Genomic DNA, 19,233 nt, shown 5'->3' on the forward strand with positions numbered 1-19,233 from the left:
ATTAATTGCCCTTAGGACTCATCATGCAAATAACCAAAATTCAAGCTCGTGAAATTTTAGACTCCCGTGGTAACCCTACTGTTGAAGCTGATGTCACGCTTAGAAATGATATTACTGGAAGAGCCAGTGTTCCCTCAGGAGCATCTACAGGCAGCCGCGAAGCATGTGAGCTTAGAGACAATGATCAAAAGCGATATGGAGGGAAAGGTGTATTAAATGCAGTTTCTCATATTAATAATGAAATCAATAAAGCATTACACGGGTGTTCTGTTGAGGACCAAGCTGCTTTAGATCATCTGTTATGTGAGCTGGATGGGACGGACAATAAATCGCGTCTGGGAGCTAATGCAATTCTAGCGGTATCCCTTGCCAGTGCCAGAGCCCGGGCCAATTCTCACAACCAACCTTTATATATAGCCCTCAATGAGGGGGAAAAAATGTCTATGCCGGTTCCCATGATGAATATTTTGAATGGTGGCGCGCACGCTGATAACAACGTAGACATTCAAGAATTTATGATTATGCCAGTAGGGGCTCCTGACTTCCCAACAGCACTGCAAATGGGCGCAGAAACATTTCATGTACTAAAATCCGTACTAAAAAAACAAGGATTGAATACTGCTGTGGGCGATGAGGGCGGCTTTGCTCCCAACATAAAATCTAATCGACAAGCTTTGGATATGCTCAGTGAAGCTATTGAAAAAGCAGGCTTTCGTTTAGGTGAGGATATGGTGTTTGCCCTGGATGTTGCCGCTTCAGAACTCTATGATCAAGATTTTTACCACATGGCTTCTGAAAATCAGAAATTTACTTCGATGCAACTCATCGAATATTACGCTGATCTTGTTTCTAACTATCCTATAGTCAGTATTGAAGATGGACTGGATGAAAAAGATTGGGCGGGATGGAAACAGCTAACCAACCGCCTGGGTAATAACATTCAACTGGTTGGAGACGATTTATTTGTCACCAATCCTAAAATTCTACAAGAAGGAATAGTGCAAGGCGTTGCAAACTCAATACTGATTAAAGTCAATCAAATAGGAACTTTGAGCGAAACAAGACAAGCAATAAAATTGGCGCATCAAAACAAATATCGCTGCGTTATGTCCCATCGCTCTGGAGAAACAGAAGATTCTTTTATTGCTGATCTCGCGGTTGCCACAGGTTGTGGACAAATCAAAACAGGTTCTTTGTGTCGAACTGATCGTACAGCAAAATATAATCAATTACTGCGCATTAATGAAATAGCAAATCTGGCTTATGCAGGTAAAACAGTGTTGAGTAAATAGCTGAGGAGGTGCGTAACGCCGTCATCTCGAACACAACGAGAGATCTCCAAAATATGGCCCTGTGCCCTAGCTGTGAGATCTCTCGATACGCTCGAGATGCCGTAGTAACTCTAAATCAATAAATTAAATACAGAATTACTTCTGCCAGATATTGCCCCTAGCTGTAATATGGTAATACAATAATCAAAGATACCTTAAAAATAGACAAACATATGCGCCCCGTATTCATTATCTTGATTATTGCTTTAGTTGTTTTACAACATAAGCTATGGCTAGGTGATGGCAATTTAATCCAATGGATTAGTCTTGAAAAAAAACTTGAAGAGCACCAACATGAAAATAACAAATTGGCGGCACGAAATAGAGCATTAGAGGCCGACGTCAAAGAGCTAAAACGTGGTGATCAAGCTCTGGAAGAACAGGCACGTTATGAACTAGGGATGATAAAAGAAAATGAAGTTTACTATCAGTTTGTTGATTAATAAGGCCAATTAAACTGCAATAAAATCCAAATTCTCTGACGGCGTATTATCCCAGAGACTCAGTACGAATCCTCCCCCGCCTGAACCCGTTGGCTTAACCGCAATTGCCCCATTAGAAACTAATTGATTCATATGCTGTTGTAAACTCTCACTCACCAGCCCCCATTGGTAAAAGCAATCTGCAGCTTTATTCATAGCCTTAGCTAAACGCTCCACAGCATTAGTACCGCCCTGCTCCAAAACAATTTTAGCTTCTTGAGTGGCTTCAATCATTTGATTATCAATTTGTTGAGCAAGCAAGGGATTATTATCCCACAAGTGCTGTACCTGTTGAATGCAGTGAGAGGTAATACCAATTTGATTACACGAAGATAAAAACCACTTAGGATGGATTATCTGTTTTAAAGGAGTACAGGAACCCTGCTTAAAAAATACGCCTTCTTCTGAGGCTACACCAGCAATATCCAGACCACTGCTTTTACCATGAAATAAATGTTCTAGCTCTCTGGCGAATTCATTGATTTTATTTTCATAGATCATATTCTGAGCGCAGAACCAACGACTCATAGCAACACAAAGAGAAGCCGATGCGCCCATGCCTACGCCCACAGGAATATTACTTTCTAAATGAAAGTGACCGCCCAATTGATTTAATGAGCGCCCTAATAATTGCATGCCTTGCTCGAGTACACTCCAAAATAGTAAATGCATATCTGCACCGCTACTTCCAGTATAATCAGCGCCTAAGGAACTGGAACAAGCTTGGTAGCGTAAGATCAGCTGCCTTTCTTTAATAGGAAATACTAAAGCTTCATGCCCTCTGACTACGGCATGTTCTCCTGCTAAAATCCATTTACCAAATGTTGTAGTGTCAAAATCATAAAACATCATAATTACCAACCAAATAATCGGATTTAAACTGGCGCGCCATATCTTCTTGATCGGGTCGATATAATAAATGAATATTAGGTCCAGCATCCATAGTGACTATAGGTCCATCGCCCTTGCTCTGCCATTGATCTTGTAAGGTGTTCAGTACACTTAAACTTTCTTTTGTTATATAGGAGAAAGGTTGCTCACAACTCGTGAACAAATGATGCATGTCTTGAAATTCCCGCCAGCAAATTTCATAAGCGCTAGCCCAATCTTCAGCCATCAGTACGTTAAGCAAAAGCTTTAAATTTTCCTCTGCTCTTTGACTTCTAGTCGCATAAAAACTGCTGGTCTTAACTCGTTTATGAGCTTCTCTGGAAGACACCTGTTTCTCTTGACCACTGATAACGATAACCTGGTGCAATAATTTCTTATAAGGCAAATCTATGGCAGACACGGTATCTTCTTTCCATAATGCCCAAGGAGAGTAAAAGGAACGACATGATGAACCAGATCCTTGGCGGCTTAATTGAGCCTGCTCGTCAATAGTGGGCATTGGTTTATGGGTCAATTCACTCAGCGCAAGTGAGGCGCATTTGGTTAAGGCAGCAAAACTGGATGCAGAACTTGCCAATCCGCTACTATGAGGAAAATTATTACTGGACTGGATTAAAAAGCCGCCTTGATAATTAAAATAAGATTTTATACGAGCGAGATGTTCAATAAATCTTTTCTGTCCATCCGCAGATAACTTAAACTCACTACCACCTGGAATAATAAGGGGTTCCCAAATATCTTTTTTTCCAGGGAATATCTCTAGTTTTACTGTACTTAGTAAATTGTTTAAAGTATATGACAATGAAGAATTATCAGGAAGATTCGAATCTTCATCGCTTTTTCCCATATATTTAATTAAAGCAATATTTGCAGGAGCTTGAGCTAGCCAATGCATAAATTTTCTCCTTGAGATCAATGACCTGGCGCGTCATTCCATAAAATTTTGTGTAATTGCAACTGAAAACGAACGGGTAATTTATCTTGTACTATCCAATTGGCAAGATCAGTCGGATTAAGTTGATTCCAACTCGGTGAAAAAAGTAATTGTACCCGTTCATACAAGCGGTACTCGTTGATTACATTACAGGCCCATTCGTAATCATTTCGGCTGCATAGTACGAATTTAATTTGATCGTCGGCCTTTAAATAATCCAGATTAGCTAATAAATTTTTATCAGACTCTAGCGAATCCGGTGTTTTTAAATCCATCACGACCATGACTCGTTGATCAACCTTAGAGATATCACGCGCTCCGCTTGTTTCCAATGAAACGGAGTATCCTGCATCACATAACTTTTTTAGTAGATCAATGCACCCTGGTTGTGCCAGAGGTTCGCCACCAGTAACACAGACATAGTTACATTGATACGAAGCGACTGTATTAAGTACCTCATCCATTTCTCGTATTTCACCGCCAGTAAAGGCATAGGCCGTATCACAATACTGACAACGTAATGGACAACCGGTTAGACGTACAAACACGGTTGGTAATCCCACTGTAACTGACTCACCCTGCAATGAATGAAAAATTTCCGTAATTCTTAATTGATTATTGAATCGTTTCATAAAGTTTTAATTGCTTTCAATTTTGCGCTGGCTAACTGGGCTGTCGATGTATCAGGATAACTTTTGATGATCTGTTGGAAACGTTTTCTTGCTTCTTGATTATTACCTGTTGCAGCATAGGCATACCCAGATTTCAACAGGCTGGCAGCGGATTTACTGGAAGCAGGAAATTGATGTAATACCACTTCGAAGTGTTCTATGGCTTTAGAATAATCTTTCTTAACCAGGTATAACTCGCCTAACCAATATTCCGCATTAGCAGTATATCCTCCTTTGGGATATTTTTGGACAAATGTTTGCATGGCATTAATTGCATTATCGTAACGTTTATTTTTTACTAATTCATAGGCAGCCAAATAACTAATTTGCTCATCGGCCGGATTAGTTCTGGAAACTGCAATTACGGGCTGAGGTGCAGCAGCAGGTTTCACTGCATTAGTTGGGGTTGCAGCCGTAGCAGTAGAGCTCGGTTGAGCAGCCAGTGTTTTAGAACCTAAAGTAATGTCTGTAACAGGTTTATTTTGTGCCGTCTTAGGAGAGCCATTCCCTAACCGAGCATCCAAATCTTTATAAAAAGCAACTTGTTGTTGCTGTAGTAATTTTAAATCATGGGCTTGAACTTCCAGTTGTCCACGCAGTTCTTGAATTTCTTGCTGAAGCGCTTGTATTTTATCAATCAGTTTCGCATTGTTATTAATATCATTATTGGAGTCACTACTCTGATCTTCTCTGACTAGAGCCGGACCATCATCGGACTGGGCGCTGTCCATTTGATAGTATTCATTCTGTGCGCCATCAAACTGACCATTTTCTACATGTGATTCATCGTACTTGGGATGACCAGCAGAAGCTTCCGCTATCTGCTGGCCGTCTGTAAATGCAAAATTCTCACTATCGTCGATTACAGGTGCTTCCGACCAACCGGTCAATGGAAGCATTAAAGTAAATCCAATGGCGATAATGTGTTTTTTGCAATTAATCATCTTGTTGCCTCATAAGTAAATTCTACACGTCGGTTTTGCGCGTGCGATGCATCATCATGTCCTAAATTAGCAGGACGCTCTTTTCCATAACTAACAACGCGTACTTGATGTCTGCTTACACCAGCCATACGCAAAATATCAGCTACAGTGTTTGCACGGTGCTCTCCGAGAGCTACGTTATATTCGCGACTACCACGTTCATCGGTATGACCTGCCAGTAAAACGCGTGCACCTGGATGTGACTTCAGATACTCAGCCTGGGCATTTACTGAAGGTAAATATTTGGGCGCCAAATTACTGTCATCATAAGAGAACAAATACAATTGATTATGAGGTGCCTGGGTTGTATAAGATTCACCTGGTTGTTGACCAGCAAAGTGAGTCATTTGCCCTAAACCTTGAGCAGAAGCATCAGCATCACTCATATCAGCACCACTAGCGCTTCCCGGTGTTTTGGAACAAGCAGCAATGAGCACTACGCTTGCTACAAGCAGTCCCAATTTATATAACAATCTGCCTTTCATCCTCAATCTCCTTTAGTTCTTTTTATTATTAGAAATTACACATGCTAATCATGGGGTGCCATTGTACAATTTTTTTTATTTATTGGCTATTGCTTTACCATGTTTAGTCCCGTTTTATATGTGAAATCACGAAGTCTGCTGCAGTTGCAGTAAACTGATGAGATGCCCTGTTTGCAGCAACTACACCACCATAAGGAGTATCTGTCGGACAAGGAATTTGTTGGCTGAAAATTCGCGATGCAATTATTTTATTATCATCAGTACGAGTCAGTACCAACTTGGCGGCAAACTCAATCACGCTGGGTTTTTTTATAAAACTCTGATCCAAAGTTAATAATTGAGTATCTAACCGATAATCTGCTTTCTCATTATAAGGACTGGAGGCGACAGCATAAAAATAACCTGTACGCTGTAAGCTTTGCACTAATAAGGGATACAGCATATCTGCAGGAGGACTAATCCATGAGTTTTTAGAAAATGCCTCGATTTGAAAGGGCTTTTGAATATAGAGCATTTGATCAGTCTGATACGCTGCAACAGCCTCAGGCGTAGTAATCAAAAGAGTGATCTGACGAGGACTTGAAGCAAATTGCTTGGCACTATAAGAACTCAACTGAAACTCCTTGGTCACAGGCAGTTTAACTGGAGAACACCCTATGAGTAACGTTATTCCCATAGTCAAAAAAAGGAGCTTTAGGATCCACATGATTATTCTCCTGGACCAGGTTTAGGTGGCTTTGTTCCACGAATAATTACCGAAGGATTTTGACGCATTTCATTAGAAATCTTCTCAAGGTTAGCAGAAATAGCATTCAATCGGTGAAGCAAAATCACTGCGGGAGGAAGAGCCTGCTGTGAGATTTTATCTATAGCATTTTTTCCGGAAGCCATAGTTTTCGATACATGCTTACCGGCTTTACCTATGTCTGTAGCGGCAGAATTAAATTTAACTACCCCGGTCTTTAACTCCTTAATCAGCTGAGGAATATCATTACTGACCTTTGCCATGTTGGCTAAAAATAAATCAGCATTTTTCAAACTGCGATTAATTTTATCATTGTTATCTGCAACTACTTGAGTAACCCGTTCTATATTCGCCAATGACTCTTTTATGTGCTTCGCATTCTCTTCATTAAATATACGCTGAGCTTCATTACTCAATTTATTTACATTCTCAGAGACCTCTTTTAATATCGTATCCAGCTGATTAAATAAAGAAGGTTTTGTAGGAATTACTGGATAAGGTTCGCCAGGCATTTTTTGTAATGGAGTTAAATCGGAAGTACTTGCAGATAATCCTAAATAGGTTACTCCGGTAATCCCTTGAGAAATCAAAGTTGCAGAAGTACTGTTCGTAATGGGTGTGCCCTCTTCAATATTTAATGTAACCTCTACTTGTCTGGGATCATTATTATTCAATTTAATTTTCTTTACGTTACCTACCTGCACGCCATTAAATTTCACAGGAGCATCTTGAGTCAGACCAGCCACAGACTCAGGAAAATACACTGTATATGAAGAATACTTCTTCTGATTAAAACCAACAGAAAGCCATAAACCTGCAGATAGAAGCCCAGCTGCCAAAATAAGTACGATCAGCCCGACAATGGTGTAGTTGGTTTTTGATTCCAAGTAAACTATCCCCTATATGTATATATTTTGCCTTAAAGTTTACTGAAATAATCAGCAATCAATGGATTTTTATTTTTCATCAATTCTTTAATGGGTTCTACACTAAGAATTTTCCCATCTCCAACAAAAGCTACACGATCTGTTGTTCCTTTTAAAGACTCTATATCATGGCTTATCATGACTATAGTTAAATTCAATGAATCTCTTAAAAAAAGAACCAACTCATCAAAAAGTCTTGCACCGCGTGGATCTAATCCTGTTGTTGGCTCATCGAGAAACAACAATTCAGGATCCATAGCTATGGCACGCGCAGCAGCGGCTCTTCGTTGCATACCCCCACTCAATTCAGAAGGCAGCTTTCCCGCTGCTTCTTTGGGTAATCCAACTAAAGCTATCTTCAATAATGCCAATTCCTGCATAAATTCTGGTTCTAAATTAGTGAACTCCTGCATCGGGAACATAATATTTTCCAAAACAGTCATCGCTGAAAACAAGGCGCTATGTTGAAAAAGCATTCCCCACCGACGACGAAGCCTAAATGCTTCATGCGCATCGAGGTTGTAAATTTCTTTGCCGAATACTTTAATACTACCGGCCGTAGGTTTCAATAACATCAGCAAGCTACGTAGTATCGTGGTCTTTCCACTACCAGAGCCGCCAATAATGGCCAGTATCTCTCCTTTTTCTACCGTTAGATTAACATCAGAATGCACCCATTGATTACCGAGGAAATTCTTCATCCCTTTTATTTCAATGACGGGCTCACTCATTTAAAGTTTCATCCAGCTGTAAACAACAGAAAATATCGCATCAACTATGATAATCAAAAACAAGGCCTGCACCACACTTTTGGTTGTTTGACTTCCTATACTATCAGCGCTCGCTTCAACTCTAAATCCCTGATAACAACCAACCAGCGCGATTAACACTGCAAAAGCAGGAGCTTTATATAATCCTAACATCATTTGAGAAAGCCCAACAGAATCCTTCAGACGCTGTAAATAATCTTCAAAACCAATGTTTAGCATGGATTTGGACATAATCATTGCCCCTAAAACGCTAAAAATATCTGCCCAAAAAATTAATAAAGGAAAAACGATCAATAAACCGATTACCTTGGGTAAGACAAGTAACTCCGTGGGAGAAAGTCCCATAGTGAGCAACGCATCAACTTCTTCATTAATTTTCATACTTCCAATCTGAGCCGTGAAGGCGGAGCTGGTTCGTCCAGCAACAATAATTGCAGTAATTAAAGGAGCAAATTCACGAAAAATGGCCATACCCGATAAATAGGCAATAAAAATATTGGCCCCGTAAGTGGCTAACTGAAGCCCCATTTGATAAGCAAGCACCACCCCAATTAAGAAGGAAAGCAAGGCTACAATAGGTAAGGCTTTGAGTCCAGCTGAATCAATATTTGACATAATGCTGGGAAAGTGAAACCGACGCCAACTTCCCATAGCTTCAAATAATTTGGTACTCAAATCACCAATGAGGATAACAAGACCATCGACCTGCATTAGCTTATTTTCTGACTCTTTGCCTATTTGGTAAAGTACCCCCTCTTTTTTGGGAGTGGGAATTTGATAGGATAAAACGTCCTGTTTCGATTCAATCAATTGAATAAGTTGATTTTGGATTTCAGAAAAATTAATTAACTTAACTTCATTATCTCGTTCCTTGAGCTCATCAACGCAGGTCTTTAAAGCCAAGGCTCCTGCACTGTCAAAGGAACTGATTAACTCGCCATTAATTATTAATTTTTGCTTTTTGGGTAAATCACTGTCTCTAAAGTTTTTCGACAAGCCGCCCATGGCCAGAACACTCCAGTCGCCGCTGCACTGGAATCTGTTTTGTTCTTTGTCGAATGTGATTTGAGCTTTGCTTTGATCCATAGTTATTTTTTTTATAAATTGCCCCAGGATAATACAATATAGCCTAAGACCGCAAAAGCTAATGAGTCATGTTATCATAATATTATTCATACTTCTTATATTTCTATTTAGAATTTTTAGTAGTGCTGACGAACTCTAAGAATCATTGCCCTTAAGTTAAGGATTTTGTTCCAATTTATCTCGCTCCGTTCAGGCTGAGGAGCACTGCCATTGACTTAAGAAACATCATCCAGAGCGAAAGAAACGTCATCCAGCCCCCCAAAAAAACGTCATCCAGAGCGAAGCGAAGGATCTCCCAAATGTGGCCATGCCTATTTCAAGAGCTCCCTCGTCGCAAACTTCTCGGGAGGACGGAAAGCGGCTTAAGTCAATGGCAAAGAGGCTGAAAAAAGGCAAAATGATTATAAGAAAAATAAACGATATAAGCCGGTTAGCTTAAAAAAATTTTGCTGTTCTGATTGTTATACCAAACAGAACAGCAAATTAGCGGGCAGTTACTTAGGCAGTTGCAGCGGCTACTTGAGAATGTTCAATTGCATCTTCAAGATTGTCGACTATTACACCAGATTTTGTTGCTGGCTTAAACAATCTAAACTCGAACTTTCCTTTAGCTATAGCAGCAGCTGTATGAATAAGACCAACAGTTAAAATAGCAGCTAATAAGTTAACCACTATCTCTTTCAAACCACGATGCGATTTCAGTGTCTGTACGTCTTCAACATCATTATCCAGTAAAGGGGCTGCTGCTTCTTTAAAATGATCCAGTTCTATATCGCCGTACACGTATGCATTATATATAGAGGTTACGTTATGATGGATATTTTCCGTAGCTTGGATCGCCTTGTTAAATTCTTCCAGTTTTGCTAAATCATTGGGATATCTCTCCGCATGAGCAGAATATTTGCCAATGAATTCAGCCTTTTTATCTGAAAGAGCATCTAATTGTGCTTTAACCCGCGCTAAATGCACTACTCGCTCAGGATTAATTTCTCTCGTTACAACTGGGATTTCAGAAGTTGAGATTGTAGAATCTGGAGTTAGAACTGTCTTCGATTTTTCTTTCTTTAGAACTTTCTCTACTTTCTTTTCAGAGCCTACAGAGCAGCAAGCAGGAATGTGATTAAGATCATGGGGAGGAGCATCAATAATTTCTCCAAGTTGCTCAGTTTCTTCAAGTTGCTCAGTTTCTTTAGGTGGCTCAATTACTTCAGGGTGCTCAGTTTCTTTAGGTGGCTCAATTACTTCAGGGTGCTCAGAGTGTTCACTTACATCAGAATGTTCACTTTCATCGCTAGATGAAGACAACTCTGCTGCTTGCTGCGCCTTCTCCTTCTCATGTAATTGGGTCAATTTATCCTCAAATTGCTCTCTTTTCTCGTTGATCAACATATCAATTTGAGCATCTAGTCTTTCAAGAGTTTCCCTACGAGACTTTGTTAAATTTTTGCCTACCAGAGAGAAATGACCATCCAGAGTATCTTTCCGGTATTGAGCCATAATGGCTTTAAAACCACCCGCCGTTTTACACTCTTCTAAATTTTTGATTAAATTTTTTCTAATCAATTCAGCGGCTTTATATATTTTCGTTAATTTCGCTTGCGCTATTTTTACTCTAGCCATTTTAGATCCCCAAGGTTATGAACAATTAATGTGCGGATGGTACTCGCTTTTTTTGTACAACTCCATAAAAAAAATTAAAAAAAGAGTCAAAAAATAGATCATATTTTCAACAGCTTGTTGCCCCAATAAATGTTTGTTTTTTTTTATAAAAAGGAATCAACAAATTAATCATCCAGTCCCCTTTTGGTCCAGGTGATATTTGTACCAAGATGCCTAATTTAAAAACCAATTTCAGTCACATTTACTAAAAACACAAAAAAAATGAATATAAATAATTCTAATAAATTAAAATGGACGCATAACTCATAGTTATATGGCGGCCCCCTCTCTATTGTTTATGAGCCGTATACCAAATTTGACTATCCATTTTATGGTCTAATGTAGGGCTTAGTGAGTAACTTTCCCCCCCAGGTAGAGCTAAAGCAAAGTTACTGGCTTCAAGTTTGCAACTCTTCAGCTTAATAGATATAATAAAACGCAATTAATCAAAATTTAGGTCTATCTGACATGAACATTATCTCTCAATAAGGCCCACAGAATGGGCAAACCGATCCCCGCCCAAATCTTTTGAGAGAGTGTGTATATGAATTGTTTTATTCAATTAATTGACATCAGTCTATATTTTACCCCAAAAACCTGTTTTGAAGCCTTTAATTATGAAATTCAGGCCGGCGAACGTATTGCTTTAATTGGTAATAATGGTTCTGGAAAAAGCAGTATGCTTAAAATCATTAAAAAGCTTATTTCTCCCAGCGATGGTTTCATTAAATACGCAAAAGATCTGACTATTGCTTATGTTCCCCAGTTACCAGATTGCGCTGTTTCCTCCAGTGGAGCTGAACAATTTAATCATGCATTGACTGCTGCATTAGCTCAGAATCCTCATGTATTGCTGCTTGATGAACCGACTAATCATTTGGATAGTAAAAACCGTCAAAGCCTTATGCGCTTGTTAGATCAATTCAGTGGTACTTTAATAATAGCCTCTCATGATGTGAGTTTGTTACGAAGACAGAAGTATTGTTTTTGGCATTTTAATCAAAAACAAATAACTACTTTTCACGGAAATTTTGATCACTACCAACAGCAGAGGATGTTACAACGGCAGGCCGTTGAAGAACAAATAGAGCATTTACAGCAGCAAAAAAAACAAAATCATCTCTCTTTGATGAAAGAACAAGTACGTGCAAAAAACTCACGAATCAAAGGAGAAAAATCAATTCAACAATCCAAATGGCCCACTATAGTTTCCAAATCAAAAATGCTCAGAGCTCTGGAAACATCCGGTAAAAAGAAGAAAAACCTGTCTGAAGATAAGAGGGTTCTATCGAATCGATTGCAGGAATTAGATAGAGAAGAAGAAATTATCCCGCAATTTGAGCTCACTTTATCGAGTAGTACTACTAAAGCTTTAGTGACCATTACAGAAGGAGCAATTGCCTATGACCAACACGTGGTTTTGAATCACATCAACTTAAATGTCACCGGTCAGAGCCGTTTAGCGCTTTGCGGCGCTAATGGTTCAGGCAAATCAACTCTACTAAAGGCCATTATGGGGGACTCGTCAGTCCATAAAGATGGACTATGGATAACTCCTTCCCCAACAGATATTGGCTATCTAGATCAACATTATCAATTATTGAACAAGGAAGACACTGTTTTGGAAACTATCGCTCAGTGCAGACCAGACTGGGTTCATAACACCATTCGCCATCATTTAAATAATTTTCTTTTTCGTAAAAATGAACAAGTAAATTCTACTGTGGCTATGCTCTCTGGCGGTGAAAAAGCACGATTAAGCCTGGCTAAAATTGCTGCAAAACCACCTAAATTGCTTCTCCTTGATGAGCTCACCAATAACCTGGATCTTAAGACAAGAAATCATGTAGTTACCTTGCTAAAAAGCTATCCAGGACCTTTTATTATAATTTCTCATGATCGCGACTTTTTAGATCTTATTCACATCAATGAAACGTATCTCCTATAGAGGGAAATTAAAAATCATCTTGATTATTTTATAAATATATTGGTCTATAATAAGACATGAACATATGATGAGGAGTATATACAATGGAAAGTTACTTCTACAAATGTAAACTGGCATTTAAATCTATTGCCGTTTTTGCCTTATTATTCTGGGCGCTGCTATTCACCTCTCCTGCCAACGCAGCTCCAAGAGATGTGAATGTTGTGCCTAACGTAGCTCCGATCCAACTTGCTTACTATGGTGGCTATTACCATCGTTGGCACCGCTGGCATCACGGGTACCGCTGGCATCGTGGACACCGTTGGCACCGCTGGCATCATTGGAGACGATAAGAGTTCGAAGCTAAATTTTTAAACATCTGTTAGATTGCTCTAACAGATGTTTAAAATAAGTGAACAATTAATTAATTATTAATTAATTCGGAACGACTCATTCCTACTTTTTAAGAACGTTTTCTCTATTCATCAAAACACTCAATTTTTGATCCGCTTTTTTTTGCTTTGTACATGGCTTTATCGGCATTACTAACTAAGCCTTCTAAATAATTAGCATCACCCGGATAAAAGCTGATCCCGATGCTAATCGAAATAGAAATACTGCGCCCATCAATATTGAAGGGTTGTTCAATGCTATTAACAATACGTTCAGACAATTCCATTGCAGATGCTTTACTACTATCAGACTGTAAAATCACAGCAAATTCATCACCACCGATTCTCGCAACAATATCCTCTGCTCTGCAGATAGAAGCCAGACGTTTCCCAACATAGTTTAATAAAGTATCACCAATGCAATGCCCATAAGTATCATTAACCTCTTTAAATTTATCAAGATCCATGTAAAAAACGGTTATCTTTTTTTCACGTAATTTATTTAAACGATCATAAAACATATTTCTATTTGAGAGTTCTGTCAGAGGATCATAAAATGCCAAATGAAATTTTTTGTTGATATCACTTTTTAAAAAAGTGATATCAGAAAAAACCGCTATATAGAAAAAAAGACGATCCTTGTCTTGTTCAATTTGTGAGATAGTTAAAAACTCAGGAAATATTTCACCTGATTTTCGTCTATTCCAAATTTCACCTTCCCACACCCCGGTGCGGGTAATACTGTCCCACATATTTTCATAAAATAGTTTGTCATGGTATCCGGAATGAATCATCCCAATATTTTTACCTTTTACTTCTTCTTTAGTATATCCCGTAATGTTTGTGAACGCTGGATTAGTGTAAAGAATAAGAGAATCTTGATTGGTAATAGTAATGCCGTTACTAATTAGATCAAAAATAATTTGCTCCCCCTCTAATTTCAGCAACAAGTTCGTTTTATACTTATTTAAATCCACCATGTTTTGTCATCCTCTCTTAGTTTGCTAATATAGGACTGTTACTAATTCTAGAATCTACTGTTCAACTCTGAATGCAATCTAAGTGCCAATTCATAATATCCTCTCCTTAACAATATCAGCGCTGGGTAAACTTCTGCTAATGAATAGATGCACACCCGGCAAGAATGTGGCAAATTATTCCAAATTTATGCATAAGCTTTTTGATATACTGTTAATCTTCCCCATCTAGGCCATGCATTAACCAATGTGGGGATACCATCGAAATAAAGATACCAACAGAGAACAAATCAGTTAATGGGTTCTTAATCATAAGAACAAATATTGAACTTATAATTCTTTTTAATGTACAATTGTATTAAAATCACTCTTTCATAGCGCTACTCAATTCTCATAATCTCGCTATGTTCTATTTTGGCTTTTATTGAGGATAAATAAATATGGTGCCACAAAACAGCGTCCCTCCTGTAATAGTTCTCCATGCAGCCAGTGATGGACAAGTTCAAGTCATGGACACCAATGGAAATCCCTTATCTCAGTTAGAGCATGGTAGCGAGATTGCTCTTATTTTTGTTCCTGTGCTTTTAATTGAGCAACAGTTGGCTTATAAAGATTATGTACTTTATCAATTTAATAGTGAAGAAAATTTAGAGAGTAAAATAAATGAAATACGGGAACAAGAAGAAAATGCAATCGTGCTAATAGGCCATGATGAAGAAAGAAAAGTTTATTTTGTCGAAGATAAACTGCTTGTTTCCTCCGTTCCTACAACCTTTTATTGCGATGATCAATGCATAATAGATGAATTAAAAAATAATTATGAGGGCAAAGTAAATTGTAATGAAGAGAACAAGGATGAATTAGAGACATTAATTAAACATCTAAGATTTTCAGGTGGACGTGGCAATGAGGCCGGCGTCGCCGGAACAAGAACAGGTAAAAATGTATTTTCGAGGGAATTCGCGCCATGTAATGCAATTGTCGCCAGGAGAAAAGTTGATCATCAATTTGTTCTTTATCATGCAACTGGTATAGATATTGATAGAAAAGCAAGTTCAAGCGTTTTTTTGGAAAGCATTGACAGAGGGATGGGGTCTGACTTTACAGCGGTCATGCAAAATCCTAACATAGCAAAAAATTATTCCAAGGCTCCCATCATTGCAGGACGGTTGATGGTAGAACTTAAAGATAAAAACGTAAGTCGTATTAATTTTCCTGAAGGTTATAGCGCGGTTGCATGCATTAACAACAATACCATCATCGTTACCCAGAGTATGAAGTTTTTTCACGATGAAAATAAGAAAGCTATATTACTGAGTCAACTCGATTTGCAAAAAACGGCGACAGCGCGAGTGCTTGATTTAGACCGTGAGTGCATTACTCTGCCAGACACAGCAAAAGAAATATTGACTCAATACAGTAACGAAAAAAATATCGGCACGTTAAAAAAAGATTATGGTAGTCTTCTAACGCAATTAGGCGTTTTCAAGTTTGAAGAAATGAATTTGTCGGAGGAAGAATCAACTAAGGGCTGTTGTTTTCTCATGTAATGTTTTTATTTTAATGCCCTGCGATGGTAATTATTATCATTTTTTTAGCGCCCCTAGTTAAGAAGTATTCTCATCACCGTTACTATATTCCTCATAAACATTACCATCAGGTGAAACTTCCAGGTGGTTTGCTTTGCTACTTTATGATAAAATTGCAACTATTTTTCTCAAATTCAGAATTCAGGTATGCAAAACGACTACAGTCAATTTGAACAACGGAAACGCGACCATATTGAACTGGCATTAATGCCAGCCAATCAAAGCAGCGAATTAAACCCCTTTGATCATTTTTCTTTAGTACATGAAGCCTTACCTGACATTAATTTTAATGACATATCCATTGGCAATAAGCGCTTTAATAAAGACGTTGAAAAACCGTTTCTTATTAGTTCAATGACCGCGGGACACTCCAATTCAATTAATATCAATAAACGTCTTATAGAAGCTTGTGCCCAATCAGGATGGGCTATGGGTGTAGGCTCGCAACGACGAGAATTAACTGATAAACAAGCTGCTTTTGAATGGACACCTCTGCGTCATGAATTTCCCAACGTAAGTTTATTCAGTAACTTGGGAATAGCACAACTGATTAATACCCCTGTTTCAGCCATTCAACGTTTAATAGATGCACTTCAAGCTGATGCATTAATTATTCATTGCAATCCCCTGCAAGAGTGCATTCAACCTGAAGGAACTACCGATTTTAAAGGGTGTTGGGCCGCTCTGGCTCAATTGGTTAAAACCCTCCCTACCCCGGTAATTGTTAAAGAAACCGGTTGCGGATTTTCGAAAAATACATTAATTCGCTTGAACGATATCGGTGTTGCTGCTGTGGATGTGAGTGGTGTTGGCGGCACTCATTGGGGACGTATAGAGGGCCATAGAGCGGTTAATGACTACCTGAAGCATCAAACCGCTGATACCTTTCGCAATTGGGGCATTGATACCCTGCAAAGTGTAAAAAATGCTGTCGCTATAAATCCTGATTTTGAAATATGGGGCTCAGGAGGAGTAAGGCACGGCCTGGATGCCGCTAAATTATTTGCTCTAGGTGCAACCACTGTAGGTTTTGCCAAACCTATGCTTGAAGCAGCCCTGGAATCAAGCCAACACGTTCTTAATAAGATGATGGCTATAGAATATGAATTAAAAACTGCCATGTTCTGTACTGGCAGTCTTATACTTAGCGATTTAAAGGAGAAGGCATGTCCATAGCTTCTAATGCTGAAGAATTATTCTGCGGATTTTCAAAGTTATCACGAGAAGAACGCTTTCAAAGATTATTAACCTTAGGTGTTATCACTCATGAAGACATTCTTTTTCTACAACAAGGTGGCATCAAGAATTTAAACCTGGCTGACAAATTGATAGAAAACGTCATCGGTTATTTTCAACTGCCTTTAGGTGTTGCAACGAATTTTAAAATTGATGGCCAGGATTATGTCATTCCGCTGGCCGTGGAAGAAACCTCTATTATTGCTGCTTTATCTAAATCGGCAAAATGGATAAGGCAACATGGGGAAATAAAAACCTGGATTCATGGCGAATGTATTCTTGGACAGATTCAATTAGGAAAAATCAACGACTTTCAAAGATTTTCACGTATTTTTAATGAAAATCGCCGCTATCTCATCGAAAAAGCGAATGAAGATGTAGCTGCTAACATGGTCAAACGCGGCGGTGGAGTCGTTGATTTGCAGTTGCGTCATTTAAAAAGAGAAGACGGTAAAGACATGGGCGTTATTCATCTTACCATGAACAGTTGTGATGCGATGGGCGCCAATATCATTAATCAGGTTCTTGAATACTTGAAAACACCCATTGAACATTTAACGGGTGAAGAAGTCACCATGTGCATTTTATCCAACTTAAACGATCAAAAACTAACAACTGCTCAGGTAATAATACGCCATATTGATCCGGTTCTTGGTCATAAATTACAAGAGGCCTCTTTATTCGCAGAAATGGATCCCTATAGAGCAGCTACTCATAACAAAGGGGTAATGAACGGTATTGATCCAGTATTAATCGCAACGGGTAATGACTGGCGAGCAGTAGAGGCCGGGATACATGCTTATGCGGCCCGAACAGGCCAATATCAGGCAATCACTCGCTGGCGTTATGAGGATGGTATCCTCACTGGAGAATTAACTGCCCCCATTATAGTAGGTACTGTAGGTGGTGTGACCTCCCTTCACCCTACGGCTAAAATGTGTTTACGAATGATGAACATCACTTCAGCCAATCAACTCTCTCAAGTCATTGCGGCAGTAGGACTGGTCCAGAATTTAGGTGCTATTAAAGCCCTGTGCACTGATGGCATTATCCAGGGGCATATGAAGTTGCACATTGATAATCTGCTTTTAGTAGCAGGCGCTGACGAGAATGAAATGCCGGTTCTCAAAGAACGGTTGCAAGAATGGCTATACATCAACAAAAGAGTCAGTCTGAATAATGCCCATGACTTATTAGCGGAAATCAGGCAAACGGCGATTGCTATATGAAATGGCAAATACCTGCCAAAACCTTTTTATTAGGTGAATATGCAGCCGTAGCCGAAGCTTCAGCCATAATTTTAACGACCACCCCTTATTTTGAACTGTCATTAACAGATAGTGACGAATTAACCGGGATTCATCCTGACTCACCCGCAGGTGTCTGGTGGCGCCAACAAAAATATTCCGGTAAAAGTCTATCCTGGTATGACCCCTATAATGGTCTTGGTGGTTTGGGAGCCTCCAGCGCTCAATTTTTAGCGAGCTATTTAGCAACGAGCTATCTGGAGAACAAAATACCTGATTTAACTGCTATGCTTACAGCCTATTACGAATCATCATGGTCAGGCACCGGTTTAAGACCCAGTGGCTATGATGTCATTGCGCAATCACAACAGGGTTGTGTTTATATCAATAAACACAAAAAGACCGTCATATCCTATGATTGGCCCTTTAAAGACCTTTCTTTTATACTCCTCCATACCGGAGTTAAACTGGCGACTCACCATCATCTCCAGGCAGCAAGCCTCCCGTACCAAGTAGATGAATTATCCTTAATAGCAGATGAGGCAAAACAAGCCTTTGACCAAATAAATAGTGAGCAACTGCTTCATGCCATCAATAACTATCATCATCAATTAAGTGAAATAAATCTGGTCGCTCAACATAGTTTAGAGTTTATCAATCAATTAAAAACTCATTCTGAAGTCCTGGCAGTTAAAGGTTGTGGTGCCATGGGGGCTGATGTTTTGCTGGTTCTGACCGCACGTCAGGACGCGCCATCGCTTAGAGATAAGCTGCACTCAAAAAATTGGACTATACTCGCTACAGAGGAGAATTTAACCCCTATTAATCAAGATTCAATCATTTCCAACCGCCTATAATTGATTCAATCTGATTATAAAAAAAAAATTTCAATAAAAACACTT

Annotated in this window: 18 protein-coding genes; 7 read left to right on the plus strand and 11 right to left on the minus strand. The window is 39.0% G+C overall.

The annotated features are described in order from the left end of the window. The first annotated feature begins 23 nt into the window (after positions 1-23). Together eno and ftsB are read left to right on the plus strand one after the other, a co-directional pair. Positions 24-1,292, plus strand: a complete 1,269-nt coding sequence (eno, locus tag LOX96_RS01630) for a phosphopyruvate hydratase (protein ID WP_250420781.1) — start codon at positions 24-26, stop codon at positions 1,290-1,292. A gap of 212 nt (positions 1,293-1,504) precedes the next feature. Beyond that, positions 1,505-1,774, plus strand: coding sequence for a cell division protein FtsB (gene ftsB, locus LOX96_RS01635; RefSeq protein ID WP_250420779.1), 270 nt, complete (start codon positions 1,505-1,507; stop codon positions 1,772-1,774). Positions 1,775-1,783: 9 nt separating this feature from the next. On the opposite strand, the gene LOX96_RS01640 is transcribed toward ftsB, so the two are convergent. From LOX96_RS01640 to LOX96_RS01685, 10 genes are all read right to left on the minus strand, one after another. Further along, positions 1,784-2,662, minus strand: a complete 879-nt coding sequence (locus LOX96_RS01640; protein ID WP_250420815.1) for a mevalonate kinase family protein — start codon at positions 2,660-2,662, stop codon at positions 1,784-1,786. Then, a complete protein-coding gene (locus tag LOX96_RS01645; protein ID WP_250420778.1) occupies positions 2,652-3,599 on the minus strand; it encodes a diphosphomevalonate decarboxylase in 948 nt (315 codons plus the stop codon). Before LOX96_RS01645 ends, LOX96_RS01640 begins: the two co-directional genes overlap by 11 nt. A 17-nt stretch (positions 3,600-3,616) precedes the next feature. Further along, entirely contained in the window at positions 3,617-4,270 is a 654-nt protein-coding gene (gene queE / locus LOX96_RS01650) for a 7-carboxy-7-deazaguanine synthase QueE (RefSeq protein WP_250420776.1), read from the minus strand. Further along, on the minus strand, positions 4,267-5,253 hold the full coding sequence (gene ybgF / locus LOX96_RS01655; RefSeq protein WP_250420775.1) for a tol-pal system protein YbgF: 987 nt from the start codon (positions 5,251-5,253) through the stop codon (positions 4,267-4,269). Before ybgF ends, queE begins: the two co-directional genes overlap by 4 nt. Then, on the minus strand, positions 5,250-5,777 hold the full coding sequence (pal, locus tag LOX96_RS01660; protein WP_250420774.1) for a peptidoglycan-associated lipoprotein Pal: 528 nt from the start codon (positions 5,775-5,777) through the stop codon (positions 5,250-5,252). The genes ybgF and pal overlap by 4 nt, the downstream gene beginning before the upstream one ends. A 103-nt stretch (positions 5,778-5,880) precedes the next feature. Beyond that, a complete protein-coding gene (locus tag LOX96_RS01665; RefSeq protein ID WP_250420773.1) occupies positions 5,881-6,483 on the minus strand; it encodes an ABC-type transport auxiliary lipoprotein family protein in 603 nt (200 codons plus the stop codon). 2 nt (positions 6,484-6,485) lie between these two features. Beyond that, positions 6,486-7,409, minus strand: a complete 924-nt coding sequence (locus tag LOX96_RS01670; RefSeq protein WP_250420772.1) for an MlaD family protein — start codon at positions 7,407-7,409, stop codon at positions 6,486-6,488. 32 nt (positions 7,410-7,441) lie between these two features. Next, on the minus strand, positions 7,442-8,179 hold the full coding sequence (locus tag LOX96_RS01675) for an ABC transporter ATP-binding protein (RefSeq protein WP_250420771.1): 738 nt from the start codon (positions 8,177-8,179) through the stop codon (positions 7,442-7,444). Continuing rightward, on the minus strand, positions 8,180-9,304 hold the full coding sequence (locus LOX96_RS01680) for an MlaE family ABC transporter permease (RefSeq protein ID WP_250420770.1): 1,125 nt from the start codon (positions 9,302-9,304) through the stop codon (positions 8,180-8,182). It abuts the gene before it with no gap. A gap of 498 nt (positions 9,305-9,802) precedes the next feature. Continuing rightward, on the minus strand, positions 9,803-10,924 hold the full coding sequence (locus tag LOX96_RS01685; protein ID WP_250420769.1) for a hypothetical protein: 1,122 nt from the start codon (positions 10,922-10,924) through the stop codon (positions 9,803-9,805). Between the two features lie 583 nt (positions 10,925-11,507). Between LOX96_RS01685 and LOX96_RS01690 the strand changes: the two genes are divergently transcribed. Beyond that, complete coding sequence (locus LOX96_RS01690; protein WP_250420768.1) at positions 11,508-12,911, plus strand: ATP-binding cassette domain-containing protein; 1,404 nt, start codon at positions 11,508-11,510, stop codon at positions 12,909-12,911. Positions 12,912-13,368: 457 nt separating this feature from the next. Here LOX96_RS01690 and LOX96_RS01695 read toward each other — a convergent pair whose 3' ends face one another. Then, entirely contained in the window at positions 13,369-14,262 is an 894-nt protein-coding gene (locus LOX96_RS01695) for a sensor domain-containing diguanylate cyclase (protein WP_250420767.1), read from the minus strand. A 437-nt stretch (positions 14,263-14,699) separates the two neighbouring features. On the opposite strand from LOX96_RS01695, the gene LOX96_RS01700 reads away from it, so the two are divergent. The 4 genes from LOX96_RS01700 (at position 14,700) to LOX96_RS01715 (ending at position 19,188) form a co-directional block, all read left to right on the plus strand. Then, positions 14,700-15,809, plus strand: a complete 1,110-nt coding sequence (locus LOX96_RS01700) for a hypothetical protein (RefSeq protein WP_250420766.1) — start codon at positions 14,700-14,702, stop codon at positions 15,807-15,809. A 186-nt stretch (positions 15,810-15,995) separates the two neighbouring features. Further along, positions 15,996-17,024: a type 2 isopentenyl-diphosphate Delta-isomerase gene (fni, locus tag LOX96_RS01705; RefSeq protein WP_250420765.1), complete on the plus strand. Its 1,029-nt coding sequence runs from the start codon at positions 15,996-15,998 to the stop codon at positions 17,022-17,024. Then, positions 17,015-18,313: a hydroxymethylglutaryl-CoA reductase, degradative gene (locus LOX96_RS01710; protein WP_250420764.1), complete on the plus strand. Its 1,299-nt coding sequence runs from the start codon at positions 17,015-17,017 to the stop codon at positions 18,311-18,313. The genes fni and LOX96_RS01710 overlap by 10 nt, the downstream gene beginning before the upstream one ends. Continuing rightward, on the plus strand, positions 18,310-19,188 hold the full coding sequence (locus LOX96_RS01715; protein ID WP_250420763.1) for a hypothetical protein: 879 nt from the start codon (positions 18,310-18,312) through the stop codon (positions 19,186-19,188). The genes LOX96_RS01710 and LOX96_RS01715 overlap by 4 nt, the downstream gene beginning before the upstream one ends. Positions 19,189-19,233 lie beyond the last annotated feature (45 nt).

It is taken from the genome of Legionella maioricensis (assembly GCF_023618015.1).
Classification (GTDB): Bacteria; Pseudomonadota; Gammaproteobacteria; order Legionellales; family Legionellaceae; genus Legionella; species Legionella maioricensis.

What these genes read in the sequence shown, in the direction of transcription:
- fni (WP_250420765.1), top strand. Translation starts at nt 15,996, where the DNA reads ATGCAAAACGACTACAGTCAATTTGAACAACGGAAACGCGACCATATT.
- ybgF (WP_250420775.1), bottom strand. Translation starts at nt 5,253, where the DNA reads ATGATTAATTGCAAAAAACACATTATCGCCATTGGATTTACTTTAATG.
- pal (WP_250420774.1), bottom strand. Translation starts at nt 5,777, where the DNA reads ATGAAAGGCAGATTGTTATATAAATTGGGACTGCTTGTAGCAAGCGTA.
- LOX96_RS01675 (WP_250420771.1), bottom strand. Translation starts at nt 8,179, where the DNA reads ATGAGTGAGCCCGTCATTGAAATAAAAGGGATGAAGAATTTCCTCGGT.
- LOX96_RS01685 (WP_250420769.1), bottom strand. Translation starts at nt 10,924, where the DNA reads ATGGCTAGAGTAAAAATAGCGCAAGCGAAATTAACGAAAATATATAAA.
- LOX96_RS01665 (WP_250420773.1), bottom strand. Translation starts at nt 6,483, where the DNA reads ATGTGGATCCTAAAGCTCCTTTTTTTGACTATGGGAATAACGTTACTC.
- LOX96_RS01695 (WP_250420767.1), bottom strand. Translation starts at nt 14,262, where the DNA reads ATGGTGGATTTAAATAAGTATAAAACGAACTTGTTGCTGAAATTAGAG.
- LOX96_RS01645 (WP_250420778.1), bottom strand. Translation starts at nt 3,599, where the DNA reads ATGCATTGGCTAGCTCAAGCTCCTGCAAATATTGCTTTAATTAAATAT.
- LOX96_RS01710 (WP_250420764.1), top strand. Translation starts at nt 17,015, where the DNA reads ATGTCCATAGCTTCTAATGCTGAAGAATTATTCTGCGGATTTTCAAAG.
- LOX96_RS01700 (WP_250420766.1), top strand. Translation starts at nt 14,700, where the DNA reads ATGGTGCCACAAAACAGCGTCCCTCCTGTAATAGTTCTCCATGCAGCC.
- queE (WP_250420776.1), bottom strand. Translation starts at nt 4,270, where the DNA reads ATGAAACGATTCAATAATCAATTAAGAATTACGGAAATTTTTCATTCA.
- LOX96_RS01690 (WP_250420768.1), top strand. Translation starts at nt 11,508, where the DNA reads ATGAATTGTTTTATTCAATTAATTGACATCAGTCTATATTTTACCCCA.
- ftsB (WP_250420779.1), top strand. Translation starts at nt 1,505, where the DNA reads ATGCGCCCCGTATTCATTATCTTGATTATTGCTTTAGTTGTTTTACAA.
- LOX96_RS01680 (WP_250420770.1), bottom strand. Translation starts at nt 9,304, where the DNA reads ATGGATCAAAGCAAAGCTCAAATCACATTCGACAAAGAACAAAACAGA.
- LOX96_RS01640 (WP_250420815.1), bottom strand. Translation starts at nt 2,662, where the DNA reads ATGTTTTATGATTTTGACACTACAACATTTGGTAAATGGATTTTAGCA.
- eno (WP_250420781.1), top strand. Translation starts at nt 24, where the DNA reads ATGCAAATAACCAAAATTCAAGCTCGTGAAATTTTAGACTCCCGTGGT.
- LOX96_RS01715 (WP_250420763.1), top strand. Translation starts at nt 18,310, where the DNA reads ATGAAATGGCAAATACCTGCCAAAACCTTTTTATTAGGTGAATATGCA.